We start from the raw sequence: 16,323 nt of genomic DNA, 5'->3' as shown, positions 1-16,323 counted from the left end.
AGGATCAATGTTGAGGGATTACCAGTTCGGTGAGTACGGTTTTGTCGTTTTCGTTTTTAATACTAAAGTGAGCACGGTGTCCGTAGAGGAGTGCCAGGCGTTGCTTGGTATTGGCAAGGCCAACACCGCTTCCGTTCTTTTTCTTTACACCATTAACATATTGTCCGCTGTTGCGCACGCACACATGCAGCTTTTGCTCTTTTACCAGCGCATCTATGTGTACAATGCCACCATCAATGAGGTTAGAAATACCATGCTTGATGCCGTTTTCCACCAGCGTTTGCAGCATCATGGGCGGCACCTGAAAATCGCTGGCTTCGGGGCTGATGTTGTACTGGATGCGCAGGCGTTCTTCAAAGCGGATCCCCTCCAGGGCCAGGTAGTCTTTTACCGTTTGCAGCTCGTCCTGAAAGCGCACCAGGCTGCGTTTATCCATCACCAGGGAGTTGCGAAGTATATTGCTAAGCTGGGTTATGGCTTTCTTGGATTTCTGCGGATCTTCGTCTACCAGTGCCCGGATGCTGTTAAGGGCATTAAAAATAAAGTGAGGATTGAGCTGCGACTTAAGGCGGTTCAGGGTCATTTCATTTAGTGCGGCCTCGTAGCGCAGGGTGGCATTGTAACGTTCAACATAATGATAGGCTATGTAAATAACACACCAGATGAAGAAGATCGTCATGTTGGTGAGTATGTTGAGCAGGGCCAGGGTAAGGTCCAGCCCGGCGGCCAGGTTATCCTGCAGGTAGAATGTTGCCAGCTGCAGGCCATAAACAAGGGCACTCATAATCAGGATGGCCAGAATAATGCGTGGCACCAGCCTGCCTGTAGAGAGTTTCAGCCACCTGCGCCGGTGTACCCATGCCCGGAAAGCGTGCGTAATCAGCAGGGAATAGAGAACAGCAAGAAAGAGATTCAATACTTGCTCAGGGCTGGCACCATTCAGCAGAAAGAAGAAAATATTGATGACGCCATACAGCGACCAGCCCCCTAATTGACAAATCCAGTAAACAGTATTGCGCGTCATGAGTATTCAGCAAACAGAAATGTTCATTCAATTTAATGTTTAGCAATCATATTTAAAAGCAGAATGGTATGAGAGGTAAAAGGCTTGGCTGAATGGGAGAATAGGCTGATGATTAAGCCCGCTGATTTGTGGAGGGTGAGCAGTTGTTAGCCCGGTTGTTGTAGGCAATGGGCAACTGGCCCTGGTGAAATTGTGCATTAAAAAAGCATCTCCAGGTGGAGATGCCTTATTGATAAAATATGTGAAGAGGATTTACTACTTATTTAATTTCTTTAATGCCTGAAGGCTACTATGGTGCCAGCCACTTACCAGTACCTTCGAGAGGTTAATTGTGCTTTTTTCGTGCTTAATATTACGTGTAGTGTAAATCAGCAACCTTAGCGATACCTGGCTTCCTCAATCGATTTCGGTTGAGCCTTCAACATTATGTGCTAGCAAGATAGCTATAAAAATAAGAAAAACCATTTTTTACTAAATAAAAATTCTGAATTAGCCTAAAATATCAGAATAAAATATTGCAAACGTTTGAAAAAGTTAAAAAGGGCTGTTTTTCTTACATCATTATTGCTTGGGTATGCTGCTTACTGGCAGGCATCCGGCACGCAAAGTTAAACAAATATCCGGTATTGCCTTTTACGCATAACCCTTAACAAAGCCTGTGCCTTTAGATTTTGTGTTATTTAGGGCAGGAGAACGTATATTTTTTCAGGACCAGGCAGGAGCTGGTGCTGCAGCTGTTTTATGGTGCTGTTTTCTTTCTCTCTGTGTATTTGTGGGCTGCTGCGGCAGTCAGATCACCAGCGCTTTGTTGTTAAAGTATTCAGCAGTAGCTACATAAATAGCTCAGCTATGTTATTCCGCAATCTTTGATAAAGATGCAGCGCCGCTAATAACAGCCCTGCAAATGCTGCTGCAGGAGGTGCTGGTGTTTATGAAAGATCAAAAGCGGTTTTGGTATTACTTAAAGAATTGGTTTAACTTGTTAGCTACACCAAAACAAATCTATATGACTATTTTTACCCTGATAAGACGGCAGAGCTGGAAAAGCTTGTTGCCGGTTTTTATTTTTTTAGTGTTGATTTCTCTGTTTACCTGTACGCAGCCACTGCTGGCCCAGGGTGGCCTGGCCGTAAGTGGCAGGGTGCTAAATGAACGAGATGAACCGCTGATAGGTGTTGCCGTGCAGGTGAAAGGTACCTCTACGGGAACAGTTACCGATGCCAGCGGCTCCTATCAGCTAACAGTGCCAGATGCGAATGCTACCTTGGTGTACAGCTACATAGGATATGCCCGCCAGGAAGTGCGGATAGCAAACAGACCCAACATCAATGTTGTGCTCAAAGAAGAAATAGAAAGCCTCCAGGACCTGGTGGTGGTAGGTACCCGCAGCCAGAACCGCACGGTAACGGAAACCCCTGTGGCCATTGATATTATTCCAATTCAGGAGATTACAACCACCTCCGGCCAGCTGGATGTAAACATGCTCCTGCAGTATGTGGCGCCTTCTTTTAACGTAAACCGCCAGTCTGGTTCAGATGGTAGCGACCACGTTGATCCGGCCACTATCCGGGGGCTGGGTCCCGACCAGACACTGGTGCTGGTAAATGGCAAAAGGCGCCACCAGTCATCTCTGATCAACATATTTGGTACCAGGGGGCGTGGCAACACCGGTACCGACCTTAACACCATACCGGCAGCAGCCATAGACCGGGTAGAAATTCTGCGCGATGGTGCCAGTGCCCAGTATGGTTCCGATGCCATAGCCGGGGTTATCAACATTGTGCTTAAATCTTCGGTAAATGAATTTACCGGCAATGTTAACTCGGGCATTACTTCAGAGGGTGATGGCAAAAGCTTTCAGGTAAACGGCAATTATGGTTTTGAGATAGGTGAGCGCGGCTTTGTAAACATGACGATGGATTACCTAAGCCGTGGCAGAACCAACAGGGTGCCAGATCCTGGCCAGTACGAAATATACCGACGCCAGTTTGGTGATGCAGAGTCCGATAATTTTTCTGCACTCTTCAATGCTGAGCTACCCCTTAGCGAAACATCTTCGTTCTATACTTTTGGCGGGTTTAACTTTCGCGATACCGATGCCTATGCCTGGACCCGCGAAGCCGATGACGACAGAAACATACCATCTATTTACCCCAATGGGTTTGATCCACGCATTCAGTCCCGCATTATCGACAGGTCTGTATCGGCAGGCTTTAAGAGTAAGGTGCAGGAATGGGACCTGGACCTGAACAACACCTACGGCTCCAACCGCTTTCACTATATTGTAGCCGGTAGCCTTAATGCATCTTTGCTGGAAGAAACCCCTACGCGCTTTGATGCAGGTGGCTTTGAGCTTTCGCAAAATACAACCGGCATTAACCTTTCCCGCTACTTTAAAGACTGGTTTGCCGGCACTAACATTGCCTTTGGTACAGAGTATCGCCTGGAGCGCTACCAGATCTTTGCAGGCGAGGAGGCGTCGTGGCGTAATTACGGTATTATAGATTCTGTAATAGATGGCCGGGTGCGGCAGTTCGATGTGCTGGGGCGGGCCGGTGGCTCACAGGGCTTCCCTGGCTTTAACCCCGAAAATGAGCTGGATGAGATCCGCACGAACATTGGCGTGTATGTAGATGGTGAGTTTGACTTTACTGACCGCTTTATGGTTGGTGCTGCTATGCGCTTTGAGAACTACAGCGATTTTGGCAATACCCTAAATGGTAAGCTGGCCTCCAGGCTGGAGTTTACCGATAACTTTGCCCTGCGTGGTTCTGTAAGCACAGGCTTTAGGGCACCCTCGCTGGCGCAGGTTTACTTTAACTCCACCTTTACCGACTTTGTAGGAGGTGTGGCTGTAGATAAGGTGATTGCCGGAAACACCAGTGCCTTAACCCGTAAACTGGGTATACCTGCCCTTACAGAAGAGCGGGCGCTCAATGCGAGCCTGGGCTTTACGGCCAGCCTCAGAAACTTTACGGCAACCGTAGATGGCTACTATGTGGCTATAGACGACCGCGTAGTGCTTACTGGTGCTTTTGAAGATACCGACGATGTGATTGGTGAGGATCTGCAGGCCCTGAACGTGGGCGCGGCACAGTTTTTTACCAATGCTGTAGATACCCGTACCAAAGGTATTGATGTGATCCTTACCTGGGCCAATAACTTTGGCCAGGATAATCGCCTGAGCTTAAGCCTTGCCGGTAACTTCAACGATATGGAAATTGATGCAATACATACAACCCAGCGTTTGCAGGGAAAAGAAGATATTTACTTTGGAGAGCGTGAGCAGAGGTTTCTGATTGCCAGTGCACCACCCAGCAAAATAAACTTTATTGCAGACTACAAGCTGCGTGGCTGGACCTTCAATGCCAAGCTAATGCGCTTTGGCGAAGTTGTGCTGATGAACTGGAATGAACTGGAAGATGTGCCGATGGAGGAAAAGCTGGATGTTTATACACCCAAGTACACAACCGATCTGGCGGTGGCCAGGCAGCTGGGAAATAACATAATACTCACGGTGGGGGCCACCAATATTTTTGATGTTTATCCCGATGAGCATGACCCGGCCCTAACAGAATCGGGTGGTTTGTGGGATCCCGTTCAAATGGGCTTTACCGGGGCCTTTTACTATGGCCGCTTACGCTTTACCATAGATTAAACAGCTAAACAACATAATAGTCTGTATCGAAGAAAGAACCCTTGCCGGAAACGGCCAGGGTTCTTTCTTTTTACCATCTTTGGCCAGGTAAACAGAGCAGAACATTCCCGGTACTAGAATTCGTAGGGATTCAGGTATACCGAAAAGGTGGAGCCAAGCCCCGGGTTGCTGTTTACTTCTATGTAGCCACCATTTTTGCTTACCATGTTCTGTACCATGTGCAGGCCAATACCCAGGCCCTGCCCTTGCTGGCTTAGTCGTTTAAAGGGGCGAAAAAGATTTTTGTTGTTGCGCTGCAGGTCAATGCCAATTCCGTTGTCTTCCACGCTAAGTAAGTAGTATTTGCCTTTCCACTCTCCTTTAACCTTAATGCTAAGGCTACGGCCAGCATCGCGGTACTTAATGGCATTGCTGATTAAGTTACGCAAAATACTGTGCAGGTAGGGCTTCAGGTAGTAAAGCGGCTTTTCGAGCACAATCTGCTGCGCCAGCAAAGCACCGGCATCTTTCAGGGTCTCGGATAATTCTTCTTTTACCTCTTCAAATACTTGCAGGGGGTTTACCGACTGCACGCGTAGTGCGTTATGGCCCTCCTGCATTTGCACTATTTCTACCAAACCAATAATCGTATTGTCCAGGCGGTTCAGCAGGGGTTTAAAAGTCTCCAGCAGCTTCTGTTTCTTTTCTGCCCTTTCCTCGCGTAACACCATATCGTGGAGCAGCTTCATGTTAGCTACCGGTGAGCGTAAGTCATGGGCGGCAGTGTGCACGAACTGATCCAGGTAATTGTTGATTTGCCGCAGCTCGTGGTTCTTTTGGGCAAGCACATCGCTTTGCTGCTTTTGGTCGTGTATATCGGTGCAGGTGCCAAACCATTTAATAATTTTTCCACTCGAATCCCTTAGGGGGGTAGCCCGGCCTATAAACCAGCGGTACACACCATCGTAGCGCCTGAAGCGGTACTCAACCTGGTAAGGTTCTCCGGTGGCAACACTGTGGTACCAGCGCTCCCGCATCAGCTGCAGGTCATCGGGGTGTAGCACCTCTGTCCAGCCCTGGCCTTTTGATTGTTCAAAGCTTAGCCCTGTAAATTCATACCACCGCTGGTTAAAGTAGTCGTGCTCGCCGTCTGGCTTCGTTGACCACACAATCTGCGGAATCATCTGGTTCAGCAGCTGGTACTCCTGCGCCATTTTTGCCAGCTCGGTACGGTTTTGTTTTTGTTCATGAACATCTGCACAGAAGCCGTACCATTTTATAACCTTGCCCTCCTCATTGCGCAAGGGCATGCCCCTGCCTATGTGCCAGCGATAGCTGCCATCGTGTCTGCGCAGGCGATACTCGACCTGGTAGGGCTCGCTGTTCTCCAGGGCGTGTTCCCAGCTAAGCAGGGTTTGCTGTGTGTCTTCCGGGTGAATAACAATCTGCCAGCCCCACTGCAGGCTCTCTCCCAGGCTTAAGCCAGTGTACTCATACCAGCGCGGATTAAAATAAGAAACACTTCCATTTGCCTCGGTAGTCCACACAATCTGCGGAATTATTTCGGCCATGAAAACAAAATCTCTTGCCTGCTGCAGCTCCTTTTGTGCTTCCTGCAGGTTACTAATGTTCTCCGAAACGGCAAGCACCGAAATAACTTTGCCACTGGCATTCTTTTCAGGAATAAAGCGGGTGTAATAATCTTTAAGCACACCCTTAAGTTCGTAGGTGCTGATTAGATCCGTTTCCTGCCCTGAGGTGAGGGCCTGCTTTACTTTAAGAAAGTAGCCTTCGGAGATTTTGCTGGCATTGGGTGCATCAAAAATGTTTTTGCTGATAAGGGTAGCTGGAGCTACCTCCAGTTCGTGTTCAACAGCAGAGTTTACAAAGAGCACCTGCATATCCGGGGCATAGCGAACAACAATGTCGGGTGTGGATTCTGCCAGGGTTCGGAAGCGTTGTTCGGCATCGTGTAACAGCGCCTCCACTATTTTTTCCTTGCTGATGTCTTTTACCTGGTACAGCACTCCCAGGAGCTGGCCGTTTTTATCTTTCAGCGGAATAAAGTGAAAGCTGTAGGTGGTAGGCTGGAGGCTTGCATGGCCAAAGGTTTCCTGCAGGGAAAATTCTTCCCCGTTCAATACCTGTCCCCAGATGCGCATTACTTTTTCCTGCTCTCCGGGTAGGTGATGAAGGGTATCCAGCAGATGATCTCCCTGCACTATCTCAATGGCAAAAATGCGCGCATACTCTTTTTTGTAAGCATCATTGAAGGTGATATAGCGCATGTTTATGTCTAGCACTGCCATGAGCTGGTCACTTATGCCATTGATCAGTGCATCCAGAATATCTGGCGAGAGAGTGGTGGCAGCCAGGATGTTTTGTTCAGCCGGCTGCTTCTTTTCGATCTCCAGCAGAAAAAGCTCCTGGTCTTCCCCAATCACTTTTATTATTAATTCTTCTCCTGAAATCGGGGGGCAAATGCTAAATGGGGCTGATTCTGATTTGCTTCTGCTATTTTTGTATTCCTCCAGGAAAGAAATTAGCTGTTGCTGCTTGAGTTCTCCAATTTCTAAAAGGCTGGAGAAGGTCTCCTCTTCAGGGAATGGCCACAGGCTTTTAGCTGCATTATTGTACTTGCGGACTTGGCCACTGCCACTTACTAACAGCAATGGCTTTTCATGTAAATCTAGCAGCTGGTGGAGTAGATGTACCAAAATTATCTGATCGGGGAAACTTTAAGCAGTAAACTAATAACGGATTTTAAAACACTTAGTTGCTTCTGAATTAACAAACTGCCGTAAATAGTTTGGGCTACTTTACATAGGGCTGTTGCAGGTACAGCCGGCTGAAAATCTTGATAAGAATGGGGTGCTTCTCCGGAGCTCCGGCTGTTGCGAGGCTACTGATAAATATTGTTAATGCGGTTGCCGGTTTGCCGGTGGAGTAGCACATTTCCTGGAATCAATAATACTCAGGAATTTTAAGCCAGTATGGATGGTTCTTTTCTGAAGGAAATTTTGTTTTTACTGGATGCCACACCTCACTTTTCATAAAAAAATTTTAAAAGCCCTATTTTTTAATGTTGGGGTAATTTTAAGCCAAAACATGGGGTGTATTAATATAAGATATCGCCAAAATACAATTTAAAGGTCTTTATGACATTATGATTAGAAACAGGAGTCGGTAATATATTAAAGACTTATAGTTTGTTTCTTTAAAATTTTAAAAATTATTGAGAATTTTCTTATTTTCAGCAATAATTTGCCAAAACCAGATAAACGATTCTACGATATTAAATTGTGCCTTTCTAGGAGCCTATAGCTCAGCCTTTTGAAGCCCTTTTACTTATGGCCAAACTAAAAAACATTATAAAGCAGCTCTCTGAGGGAGACTACGATAAGATCTATAATTCGCTAATGGAAAGCAGCGCTGAAAAGTCAGCCTACCTGTTAAAAGCCATGCGCGAAAAGCACGTTTCTGATAACAAAATCATGGACGAGCTTGATGTAAACACCAATGCGTACTATACGCTGCGCTCCCGCCTTAACCAGAAGATCGAGGAATACCTGCTTCAGCAGATGGAAAATCCCCGGACGGATGTGTTGAAGAAAGTAGCCAACATCAACGAGGTAATTTTTACCAAGAAAAAAGCAATTGCGATAGCTACTCTTAAAAAGCTGGAGAAGGAATTGCTCGATTATGATTTGGCCAATGAGCTTACAGTTGTGTATAAAACGCTGAAAAAACTGCACGTTCATTCTCCGGAGCACTTTACTTATTCGCAGCTTTACAACCAGCACGTAGCCTATATGCTGGCGGTAGATAAGGCAGAAGACCTGCTGGTAAACTACTTCCGCAAATATGGCGAATACACCTTAACGGGTGGCGAAATTGAAAAGCTGGAGCTAACGCTGCTGACCAACGAAATGCACAATGTGTGCAGGCTTTATAATTCGCACAGGTTGTACATTTACCAAAGCTGCCTTGGTGTATTCCACAGGCTTTTTGTGGTGCGCGATGAGAGCATGGAGCAGGAGCTGGAGCCTATAGAGGATATCCTGGACCGCATGCATGCCATCTTTGAAATGTATCACCTCGATACGATCTATTACCACCTGCGCCTGGTATATGAGTACCTGCGCCTGGAGTACTACAACTACTATAAAGTATACCGGAAGGCAGAGAACTTCTATGAGGAGGTAAACGAATCTACCGCACACCTGCTCACCAACTACAGCCTGTTTACTTACCCTGCCCAGTTCCTGCTCACCAAAGTTGAGCGCCACCTGCGCATGGGAGATCCCGAGCGTATGTACGAGGAAAATGAGGTGCTGTTCCAGGATTTTGAAATCGACAAGGAAGACCTGCCCAAGTACATCACTTATGTTACCTACAGGTCTATTTCCTGCTATTATGCAGGGAAAACCGATGAGGCATCCCGCTGGATCAACAAGCTGCTGAACGACGTTAGCCTTAAGAAGTACCCCTATGCACAGCTGGAGATTAAAACCCTGCTGGCGCTGCAGTACTGCCTCATGAGCGATTATGATTTGTTCAACCAGCTGATCAATTCCATTCAGCGTCAGATACGCCTGTTAGGAAAAGACACCTGCGACCATGTGCTGATCTTTACCAAGATTCTGAAAATTGCTATTTCAGAAAGCAAGCGCAATAAGTACGAAAAGATCAAGCAGCTGGCAGAGCGCATTAATGCTATGGAGCCTCCATACTTTGCGCCTACCAAGTACATTCGCTTTGATGATACACTACTGGAGAAGCTTGCTGCTTTATAAGTAGTTAAGCTCTCAGGCATTTGCCTGTGCTTAAGCCAGATAGAATAACTTTATAAAAAAGGGCCCAGGAAGAAAATCCGGGCCCTTTTTTATGCCTGTTCAGGTAGGCAGACGTAGATTTAGGAGTGCTGTATAAGGTGCCGCAAAAGAAGATGGGGCAAGGGTATTCCTGCGCCTGCCGGTATTGCTGGCAAGGGTTTTTTGCTCCCGGCTGAACATAAAAAAAGGCTGCCGGTAAGGCAGCCTTTTATATTGTATTTACACCGTTACAAGTGCTCAAACATTCAGTTTTTCCAGGTTTTCCTGGGTAAGCGGCTTGTTGATGTATTTTTTAACGTACTCATACTTCTTGGAACGGTTTACGTCCTGAGGGTTGATAGAAGATGTTAACATTACAATTTTACACTTCTTCTTTGTGATATCGGATAGCTTATCAAACTCATCTAAGAACTGAAAGCCATCCATCAGAGGCATGTCAATATCCAGGAAGATAAGATCCGGCAGAATGCTCTCGCCGGCGCCTTCAAGTTTTTCTATATTCTTCAAAAACTCGATAGCACTTTTGGCACCGGTGTGGGTGAAAATTTTATTAGTGATGTTACTGGCTTCTATCATTTTATGATTGATGAGATTGTCAATCTCATTGTCATCAATAAGCATGACAGCGTTGTAGTGGGGTTTGTTCTTTTCTGCCATATATTTTGCAAAAAAATAAATCTGGATGCACGGTGAATATACGAACGCTCATCCATTTATCCAATGTTTGGGTTAATAGTACGTTAAAATAAACACCTATAAAATGTTTTCGGACATATTTTGTTTACAAATCAAACTTTATGCCTTGTGCAAGCGGCAGGTCAGAACCATAGTTAATGGTGTTGGTCTGCCTGCGCATGTAAAATTTCCAGGCATCGGAGCCCGATTCGCGCCCGCCGCCGGTTTCTTTTTCGCCGCCAAAAGCGCCGCCGATTTCGGCCCCGGAGGTACCTATATTTACGTTGGCAATTCCGCAATCAGAACCTGCATGGCTTAAAAACAGCTCGGCTTCGCGCAGGTTGTTTGTGATGATGGAAGATGATAATCCCTGTGGTACACCGTTTTGTATGGCAATTGCCTCCTGAATGGTATTATATTTCATCAGGTACAAAATGGGGGCAAACGTTTCGTGCTGCACCATTTCGTAGTGGGGTTCCACCTCGAAAATGGCCGGCTTTACATAGCAGCCGCTCTCATAGCCTGCACCCTCCAGCACACCACCTTCCACTACGGTTTTTGCACCTTCGGCTTTTACTTTTTCTATGGTGTTCTGGTACTGGCTTACTGCATCTTTGTCAATAAGCGGGCCAACGTGGTTCCTGCTGTCGAGGGGGTTGCCCAGCCGCAACTGCTGATAGGCGTTTGTTAAACGCTCCTTAAATTCTCCATAGATGCTTTCGTGTATGATTAGTCGGCGGGTGGTGGTACAGCGCTGCCCGGCAGTACCCACGGCGCCAAAAAGTGCAGCCGGTATGGCTACTTTTAAGTCTGCATCCTGCGAGATAATAATGGCATTGTTACCACCCAGCTCCAGCAAGGATTTACCCAGGCGTGCACCTACTGCCTCGCCTACTTTTTTGCCCATACGGGTAGAGCCTGTGGCAGACACCAGCGGAATGCGCCTGTCGTGCGATATTTTTTCGCCAATGCGGTAATCGCCCTGCACCAGCACACACACACCCTCGGGTACGTTGTTTTTCTTCAGCACCTCGCCCATAATTTTCTGGCAGGCTAGGGCTGTTACAGGTGTTTTTTCAGAAGGTTTCCAGAGTACGCAATCGCCGCACACCCAGGCCAGAGCGGCATTCCAGCTCCACACGGCTACCGGAAAGTTAAAGGCCGAGATAACCCCAACAATGCCCAGCGGGTGGTACTGCTCGTACATGCGGTGCTGTGGGCGCTCGGAGTGCATGGTGAGTCCGTGCAGCTGCCGGCTTAGGCCTACAGCAAAATCGCAGATATCGATCATTTCCTGCACTTCGCCCAGGCCTTCCTGCAGGCTTTTGCCCATTTCGTAGCTCACCAGCTGGCCCAGCGGCTCTTTATATTGTCTTAGCGATTCGCCAAACTGCCTTACCACTTCGCCTCTCCTGGGCGAGGGCCAAAGGCGCCATTCGTTAAATGCCTGCAGCGACTGATTTATCGCACGCTCCCAATCTTCATCTGTGGTGGCATGTACACTGGCAATATCCTTACCATCTACCGGCGACCAGGAGGTGATTTTTTCAGCACCCTCGCCAAACCATTCGGCTCCGGTGGAGGTGGATTTGTTCAGAGACTCAATTCCAAATTGCTTCAGTATTTGCTGCAGATCAAAGCTACTCTGGCTCATAATAAAAAATGGTTTAGGGGTAAAGTTAAAGATTTAGCGCTTAGTCATGAACCTTTTGCCTGTAGTTTTTAAAGCTAATTGCAGATATTACCCCAACAACTACAGGGCTTTTTCTACACTTTCTGTCTGATCAGATCCTGCTTTTATTATGTTTTTGTTTGTGGCACTATGCTTGCTATAACTATCTGGTATTAGAATTGTATAATAATAAACAGCGGCGGTTTAATCAGGAAAAGACGTTGCCGCAAGCGTAGCCCTATATCCGGATGTGTAAAAGCCGCGTATGCTCTATAAAACAAAAACTTTAAAACTATGATAGGTACTGCAGGTGTAGCCCCACTGTACTTTGGGTGTCTTATGCCAGCTGCCTGTCACACACAGTAATATGATGTTAGTCCGTTTTCTGCGGTGGCTTTTGCGTTGGCTGCCTTTGCTTATCTTTTTAGGAGTTGCCTGGTGGCTGCTGGAAACCAGGTTTAACTGGTTTCGCGAAAAAGAAGAGTCTGTTGCTACAGTGCGGCACGAAACCGTGCTCCAGGAAATTGAAAGCATGGGCCGGCTGGAGCTGGTGCGCTACCGCTTTAAAGATATTGTTGAGCTAACCGAAAAGAATGCACCCTACCTGGGCATCTTTGATGTGCCCGACAGCAAAGTGGCCCTGATTACAGTAGGAGAGGCCACAGGCTGTATTGATCTGAGAAAGATCAGTGCAGAGGATGTTATCATCAGCGGCGATACCGTTATGGTGCACCTGCCCAGGCCCGAGCTGTGCTACTACAAGCTCGACCTCTCAAAATCGCGGGTATATTCTATTGAAAAGCAGGTGTATTTTAAGGAAGACAGCAAGCTGCTGGAGCAGGCTTATAAAAAGGCTGAGCAGCAAATGCGCACAGCTGCCCTGCAATCGGGCATACTGAAGGAAACCCGCGAAAATGCGGAACAGGTACTGCGGCCGCTGCTGGAAAAGGTATCTGGCAAACGCATCATCTTTCTCGATCAGCTTCCTCCACCAGATACAAGGATAGAGCAGCGAAGAGGTTAACGTGCTGATTGGGAGCGGTGGTGCAATTTACCTGTTTTTTTTAGTCCTGCACTGTGCCCCTTCCTGCACCTCCCCGGAGCCTGTGCTACCGGGCACCTACGCCTCATATCTGCGCCGAAATGCGCTGTCTGCAGGGGCAGCAGTAGTGTTTAACCTGCAGCAAATAAATTTCTGCGGGCCTCCAAATTTACATATCAACACATTAATAATTAGTCGCAGCGGCTTAGCCTCCCGGGCGAACCTTCGCATTAATCATCTCCCTCCAGCTCCTTTAATGCATCCCAAACAAGGTCTTGTTCGTAGCCTTTGCTGATGGCATAGCGAACCAGCTTGTTCTTTCTGGCGTAGGGGTCTTTGTCGTGGGTGGATTTACTTTTTTTATCCAGCAGAGTTAAAAGGGCTTCCCAGTACTGTTCGGGGTCTATCTCCCTTAGTGCTTTTTGCTGCAGGGTATCCGGAACCCGGTGTTGCTTGAGGCCCTGAAGAATTTTGTAGCGGCCCCAGTGCTTTACCCTAAATTTGCTGCCGGCGTAAGCGATGGCAAAGCGTTCTTCGTTAAAGAAGTTCTCCTGCTCCAGCTCGGTAAGCATGCGCTCTATGGCTTCGGGTTCCTGGCCCCATTCGGCCAGTTTATCGCGCAGCTGCTGGCGGGAGCGCTCCTGGTAGGCGCAGTAAGCCATTGCTTTTGCTTTTGCATCGGCATAGTGCAGGGGTTTGGGTGGTTCCGGAGGGCCTTTACGCATCATACTTGAAACTACGGTATCTTGAAAAATAAACAAGCATTAGCCTTACTTTTTACTGCCAATGGCATTTCTGGTTTTGCACAGGGCGTGTCCATGCTGGCCATACCCTGGTATTTTGCCCAGCAAAGCCTCTCCAGCCGCTTTAACCTCATGTATGCCTTTGTTACCTTCTGCACCCTTTTCTGGGGCTTGTTTGCAGGTTCGCTGGTAGACCGCTTTCCGCGGAAAAGGGTGTTTTTAACTACTAACCTGGTAGAAGGTACAATTGTGCTGGCTGTTGCAGCGCTGGGCTTCTGGCAGCAGGCACTCCCCTGGTATCTGGTAATGCTGGTGTTTGGCGTTACTATTTTCGGATACCAGATCCACTATCCCAACCTTTACGCCTTTGCACAGGAAATTACCAAAAAAGGCAACTACCAGCGGGTTACTTCCATGCTGGAGATTGTGGGCCAGAGTACTAATGTAGGGGCGGGCCTGCTGGCGGCGCTCCTGCTGGAAGGGGTAAACTGGCAGCAAACCCTCACCCTCGGTTCGCAGGAAATTCCGCTTGCCATCCATATTCCACGCTGGACGATCTGGGAAATATTCGCCCTCGATGGGGCTACTTATTTCATCTCTTCCTGCCTTATTGCCTTAATCCGTTATGTGCCGCAAACCCAGTTCGAAATAGAAGTGGGAAGCGTGTTTAAGCGCATCCGTACGGGAATTACCTTTTTACAGCAGAACAGGGCCATTTTGTTGTTTGGCCTGCTATCCTACACAGTATTTGTGGTGGTACTGGTAGAGCTGCACGCCGTGGCGCCTATATACATTACCAACCACCTGCAGCAGGGAGGGGAGGTACTGGGCACCATGGAGGTGCTGTATGCCATAGGAGCCCTTTCTGCAGGCCTGGGTGTACGCTGGCTCTTCAGGAGCGGAGAGGTAGTTAAAGCCGTTATGCTGTTAATGTTGCTGGCAATAGTCTCGATGGGTGTGCTGGCGCTTACCCGCTCTGTGGTTATATTCCTGGGGGCGGGCCTGCTTATAGGCTTTTCCAATGCCGGAATACGGGTGCTGCGCGTTGCTTACCTTTTCGAGCATATTCCCAACAACATTATAGGCCGCACCAACTCTGTTTTCAGCATGGCAAACATACTAATGCGGGTAGGTTTTATACTGCTCTTCAGCAGTGCGTTCTTTAACCGGGGCTCCAATATTGCCTGGGCCTACAGCATTATGGCCCTGTTTATACTCATTGCCCTGGTGTTGCTGGTGCTTCAGTACCTTAAACCTTCTTTGGATAATACCGGGGGCAGTTCGGCCTCTTCGGCGGCAGAGCGTACACGGCCCCTGCCAAAGTTAAACCGTAACCCAAGCTCCAGGGCATCTGGCTGAGTATTAAACTCTTTAAAATCGGCACCGGCGGCAAGCCATACCGAACGGAACAGCTTAATGCCGGCATTGGCGCCCCAGCTGTAGTAGCTGTTCTTGTACACACTGCTTCCCATTACAAGTGTATTCAGCACGGTAACAGTATAGTTAAACCTGAACTCAGGCACTTCCCTTCCTTCCCTGATCTGCATCATCATAAAGGGAGAGGAGCGGAGCCAGCTGTAGGTCTCCAGCTCTCTGAAGCCCAGTAATATGTTGTACTGCCGGTTTCCCTTCTCCAGGGCGTTTTCCATAGAAACACCCGTCACTAAATGATCGCGCCGGAGCAGGGCCGAAAAGTCAGTAGTGTTGTAGGTAGTGGGCGCTTTGCTATCCCAGATATCACTGGCAGAAGCCACATCTGTTACCTGGTGCCAGTTGCGCTGCACACCCAGGCGCAGGTTAGCTGTTTCGGTAAAACGAAGCACTATGTTATAGCCAAGTCCAAAGTCCGTTACGTGCTTGCCGTTGGTGGTATGCCTGTTATAATAACCACCAATGGCGCCACGAATGGGATTTACCGGTATGGCAAAGGCCGAATAAATACTGGCCGTATCGGGGCGTACCCTTCCCAGGAATGTAAAAGTTGTACCCTCGGCACCAATGCCGGCAGATACATTACGATCGTATGTCCAGGGAAAATGGGTATATCTATTTTGACTGTAAGCGGGCGGGCATGCCAGAACCATCAGCAGCACAAACCCAATCATTATTCTCCAGTTCTGCATTTTATCCTTACACCGGACGGGGCAGAACTGGTTCCCACAGCTGCTGAAAAAGATTACTTAACGGCCTTTTCTGCTTCTTTTTCTTTGATCAGTCCTTTTCTTCTCATGATCGTTTCTACAAACTTACGCTCATTATCAGTATTGAAGATGCGGAAAGGCAGGTGTATGATTTGTGCTTTTGATACAAAAAGGTTGATAGCCTCATTTTCAATACTGGCTTTTTTGATCATGTTCCAGTTCAGGGGCATGCCCTGGCGGGGATTAACCTTGATGAGTACCTGCTGGCTGGTGATCTCGTAGCTTAGCTTATCAAATAAAATTTTGTTCTGCTCCAGCTGGGTTACGCCGGCAAACTGAATGAGCCAGAAAAGAATGTAGAGCACCAGGGCAATAAGGGCACCGATGATCCACCAGATGCTGGGAATCACAAAGTACATGGCCATAATAGCCAGGGCAATCAGGAATACCCACCACTGCTCACGTAAAATATTTTTCATGGCAAGCCCGATGTAGGTCTTGGTTTCGAGCTTGTATTTTTTGGTCTTAACGATCATGTTAATGTGCTAATATAC

11 protein-coding genes are annotated in these 16,323 nt (G+C 47.7%); 4 read left to right on the top strand and 7 right to left on the bottom strand.

The annotated features are described in order from the left end of the window. Window positions 1-4 precede the first annotated feature (4 nt). Window positions 5-1,024 (bottom strand): sensor histidine kinase, encoded by a 1,020-nt coding sequence (locus tag KWJ01_RS25015; protein ID WP_224999869.1) that lies wholly within the window; start codon window positions 1,022-1,024, stop codon window positions 5-7. Between the two features lie 1,006 nt (window positions 1,025-2,030). Here KWJ01_RS25015 and KWJ01_RS25010 point away from each other — a divergent pair. Further along, on the top strand, window positions 2,031-4,682 hold the full coding sequence (locus KWJ01_RS25010; protein ID WP_224999868.1) for a TonB-dependent receptor: 2,652 nt from the start codon (window positions 2,031-2,033) through the stop codon (window positions 4,680-4,682). Between the two features lie 113 nt (window positions 4,683-4,795). Here KWJ01_RS25010 and KWJ01_RS25005 read toward each other — a convergent pair whose 3' ends face one another. After that, a complete protein-coding gene (locus tag KWJ01_RS25005; RefSeq protein WP_224999867.1) occupies window positions 4,796-7,105 on the bottom strand; it encodes a PAS domain-containing sensor histidine kinase in 2,310 nt (769 codons plus the stop codon). Window positions 7,106-8,011: 906 nt separating this feature from the next. On the opposite strand from KWJ01_RS25005, the gene KWJ01_RS25000 reads away from it, so the two are divergent. Continuing rightward, complete coding sequence (locus tag KWJ01_RS25000; protein ID WP_224999866.1) at window positions 8,012-9,457, top strand: hypothetical protein; 1,446 nt, start codon at window positions 8,012-8,014, stop codon at window positions 9,455-9,457. Between the two features lie 276 nt (window positions 9,458-9,733). Here KWJ01_RS25000 and KWJ01_RS24995 read toward each other — a convergent pair whose 3' ends face one another. After that, window positions 9,734-10,153: a response regulator gene (locus KWJ01_RS24995; protein ID WP_224999865.1), complete on the bottom strand. Its 420-nt coding sequence runs from the start codon at window positions 10,151-10,153 to the stop codon at window positions 9,734-9,736. 124 nt (window positions 10,154-10,277) lie between these two features. After that, window positions 10,278-11,825 (bottom strand): aldehyde dehydrogenase family protein, encoded by a 1,548-nt coding sequence (locus KWJ01_RS24990; protein WP_224999864.1) that lies wholly within the window; start codon window positions 11,823-11,825, stop codon window positions 10,278-10,280. A 385-nt stretch (window positions 11,826-12,210) separates the two neighbouring features. On the opposite strand from KWJ01_RS24990, the gene KWJ01_RS24985 reads away from it, so the two are divergent. Next, the gene (locus KWJ01_RS24985) at window positions 12,211-12,867 is read left to right on the top strand and encodes a DUF4230 domain-containing protein (protein WP_224999863.1); all 657 of its coding nucleotides are present in this window, start codon (window positions 12,211-12,213) and stop codon (window positions 12,865-12,867) included. Window positions 12,868-13,115: 248 nt separating this feature from the next. Here KWJ01_RS24985 and KWJ01_RS24980 read toward each other — a convergent pair whose 3' ends face one another. Further along, window positions 13,116-13,613: a regulatory protein RecX gene (locus tag KWJ01_RS24980; RefSeq protein ID WP_224999862.1), complete on the bottom strand. Its 498-nt coding sequence runs from the start codon at window positions 13,611-13,613 to the stop codon at window positions 13,116-13,118. Window positions 13,614-13,631: 18 nt separating this feature from the next. Between KWJ01_RS24980 and KWJ01_RS24975 the strand changes: the two genes are divergently transcribed. Beyond that, a complete protein-coding gene (locus tag KWJ01_RS24975) occupies window positions 13,632-14,987 on the top strand; it encodes an MFS transporter (RefSeq protein ID WP_224999861.1) in 1,356 nt (451 codons plus the stop codon). On the opposite strand, the gene KWJ01_RS24970 is transcribed toward KWJ01_RS24975, so the two are convergent. Together KWJ01_RS24970 and KWJ01_RS24965 are read right to left on the bottom strand one after the other, a co-directional pair. Then, complete coding sequence (locus KWJ01_RS24970) at window positions 14,870-15,751, bottom strand: hypothetical protein (RefSeq protein WP_224999860.1); 882 nt, start codon at window positions 15,749-15,751, stop codon at window positions 14,870-14,872. The two genes, KWJ01_RS24975 and KWJ01_RS24970, sit on opposite strands and share 118 nt — an antisense overlap. A gap of 53 nt (window positions 15,752-15,804) precedes the next feature. Then, window positions 15,805-16,305, bottom strand: coding sequence for a hypothetical protein (locus KWJ01_RS24965; RefSeq protein WP_224999859.1), 501 nt, complete (start codon window positions 16,303-16,305; stop codon window positions 15,805-15,807). Between the last annotated feature and the right edge of the window lie 18 nt (window positions 16,306-16,323).

Origin of the sequence: Cesiribacter sp. SM1, from assembly GCF_020178975.1 — a bacterium.
Taxonomy (GTDB): Bacteria; Bacteroidota; Bacteroidia; order Cytophagales; family Cyclobacteriaceae; genus Cesiribacter.
The sequence above is the reverse complement of the archived record's forward strand: the minus strand, read 5'-3'. Positions and strand labels throughout refer to the sequence as shown.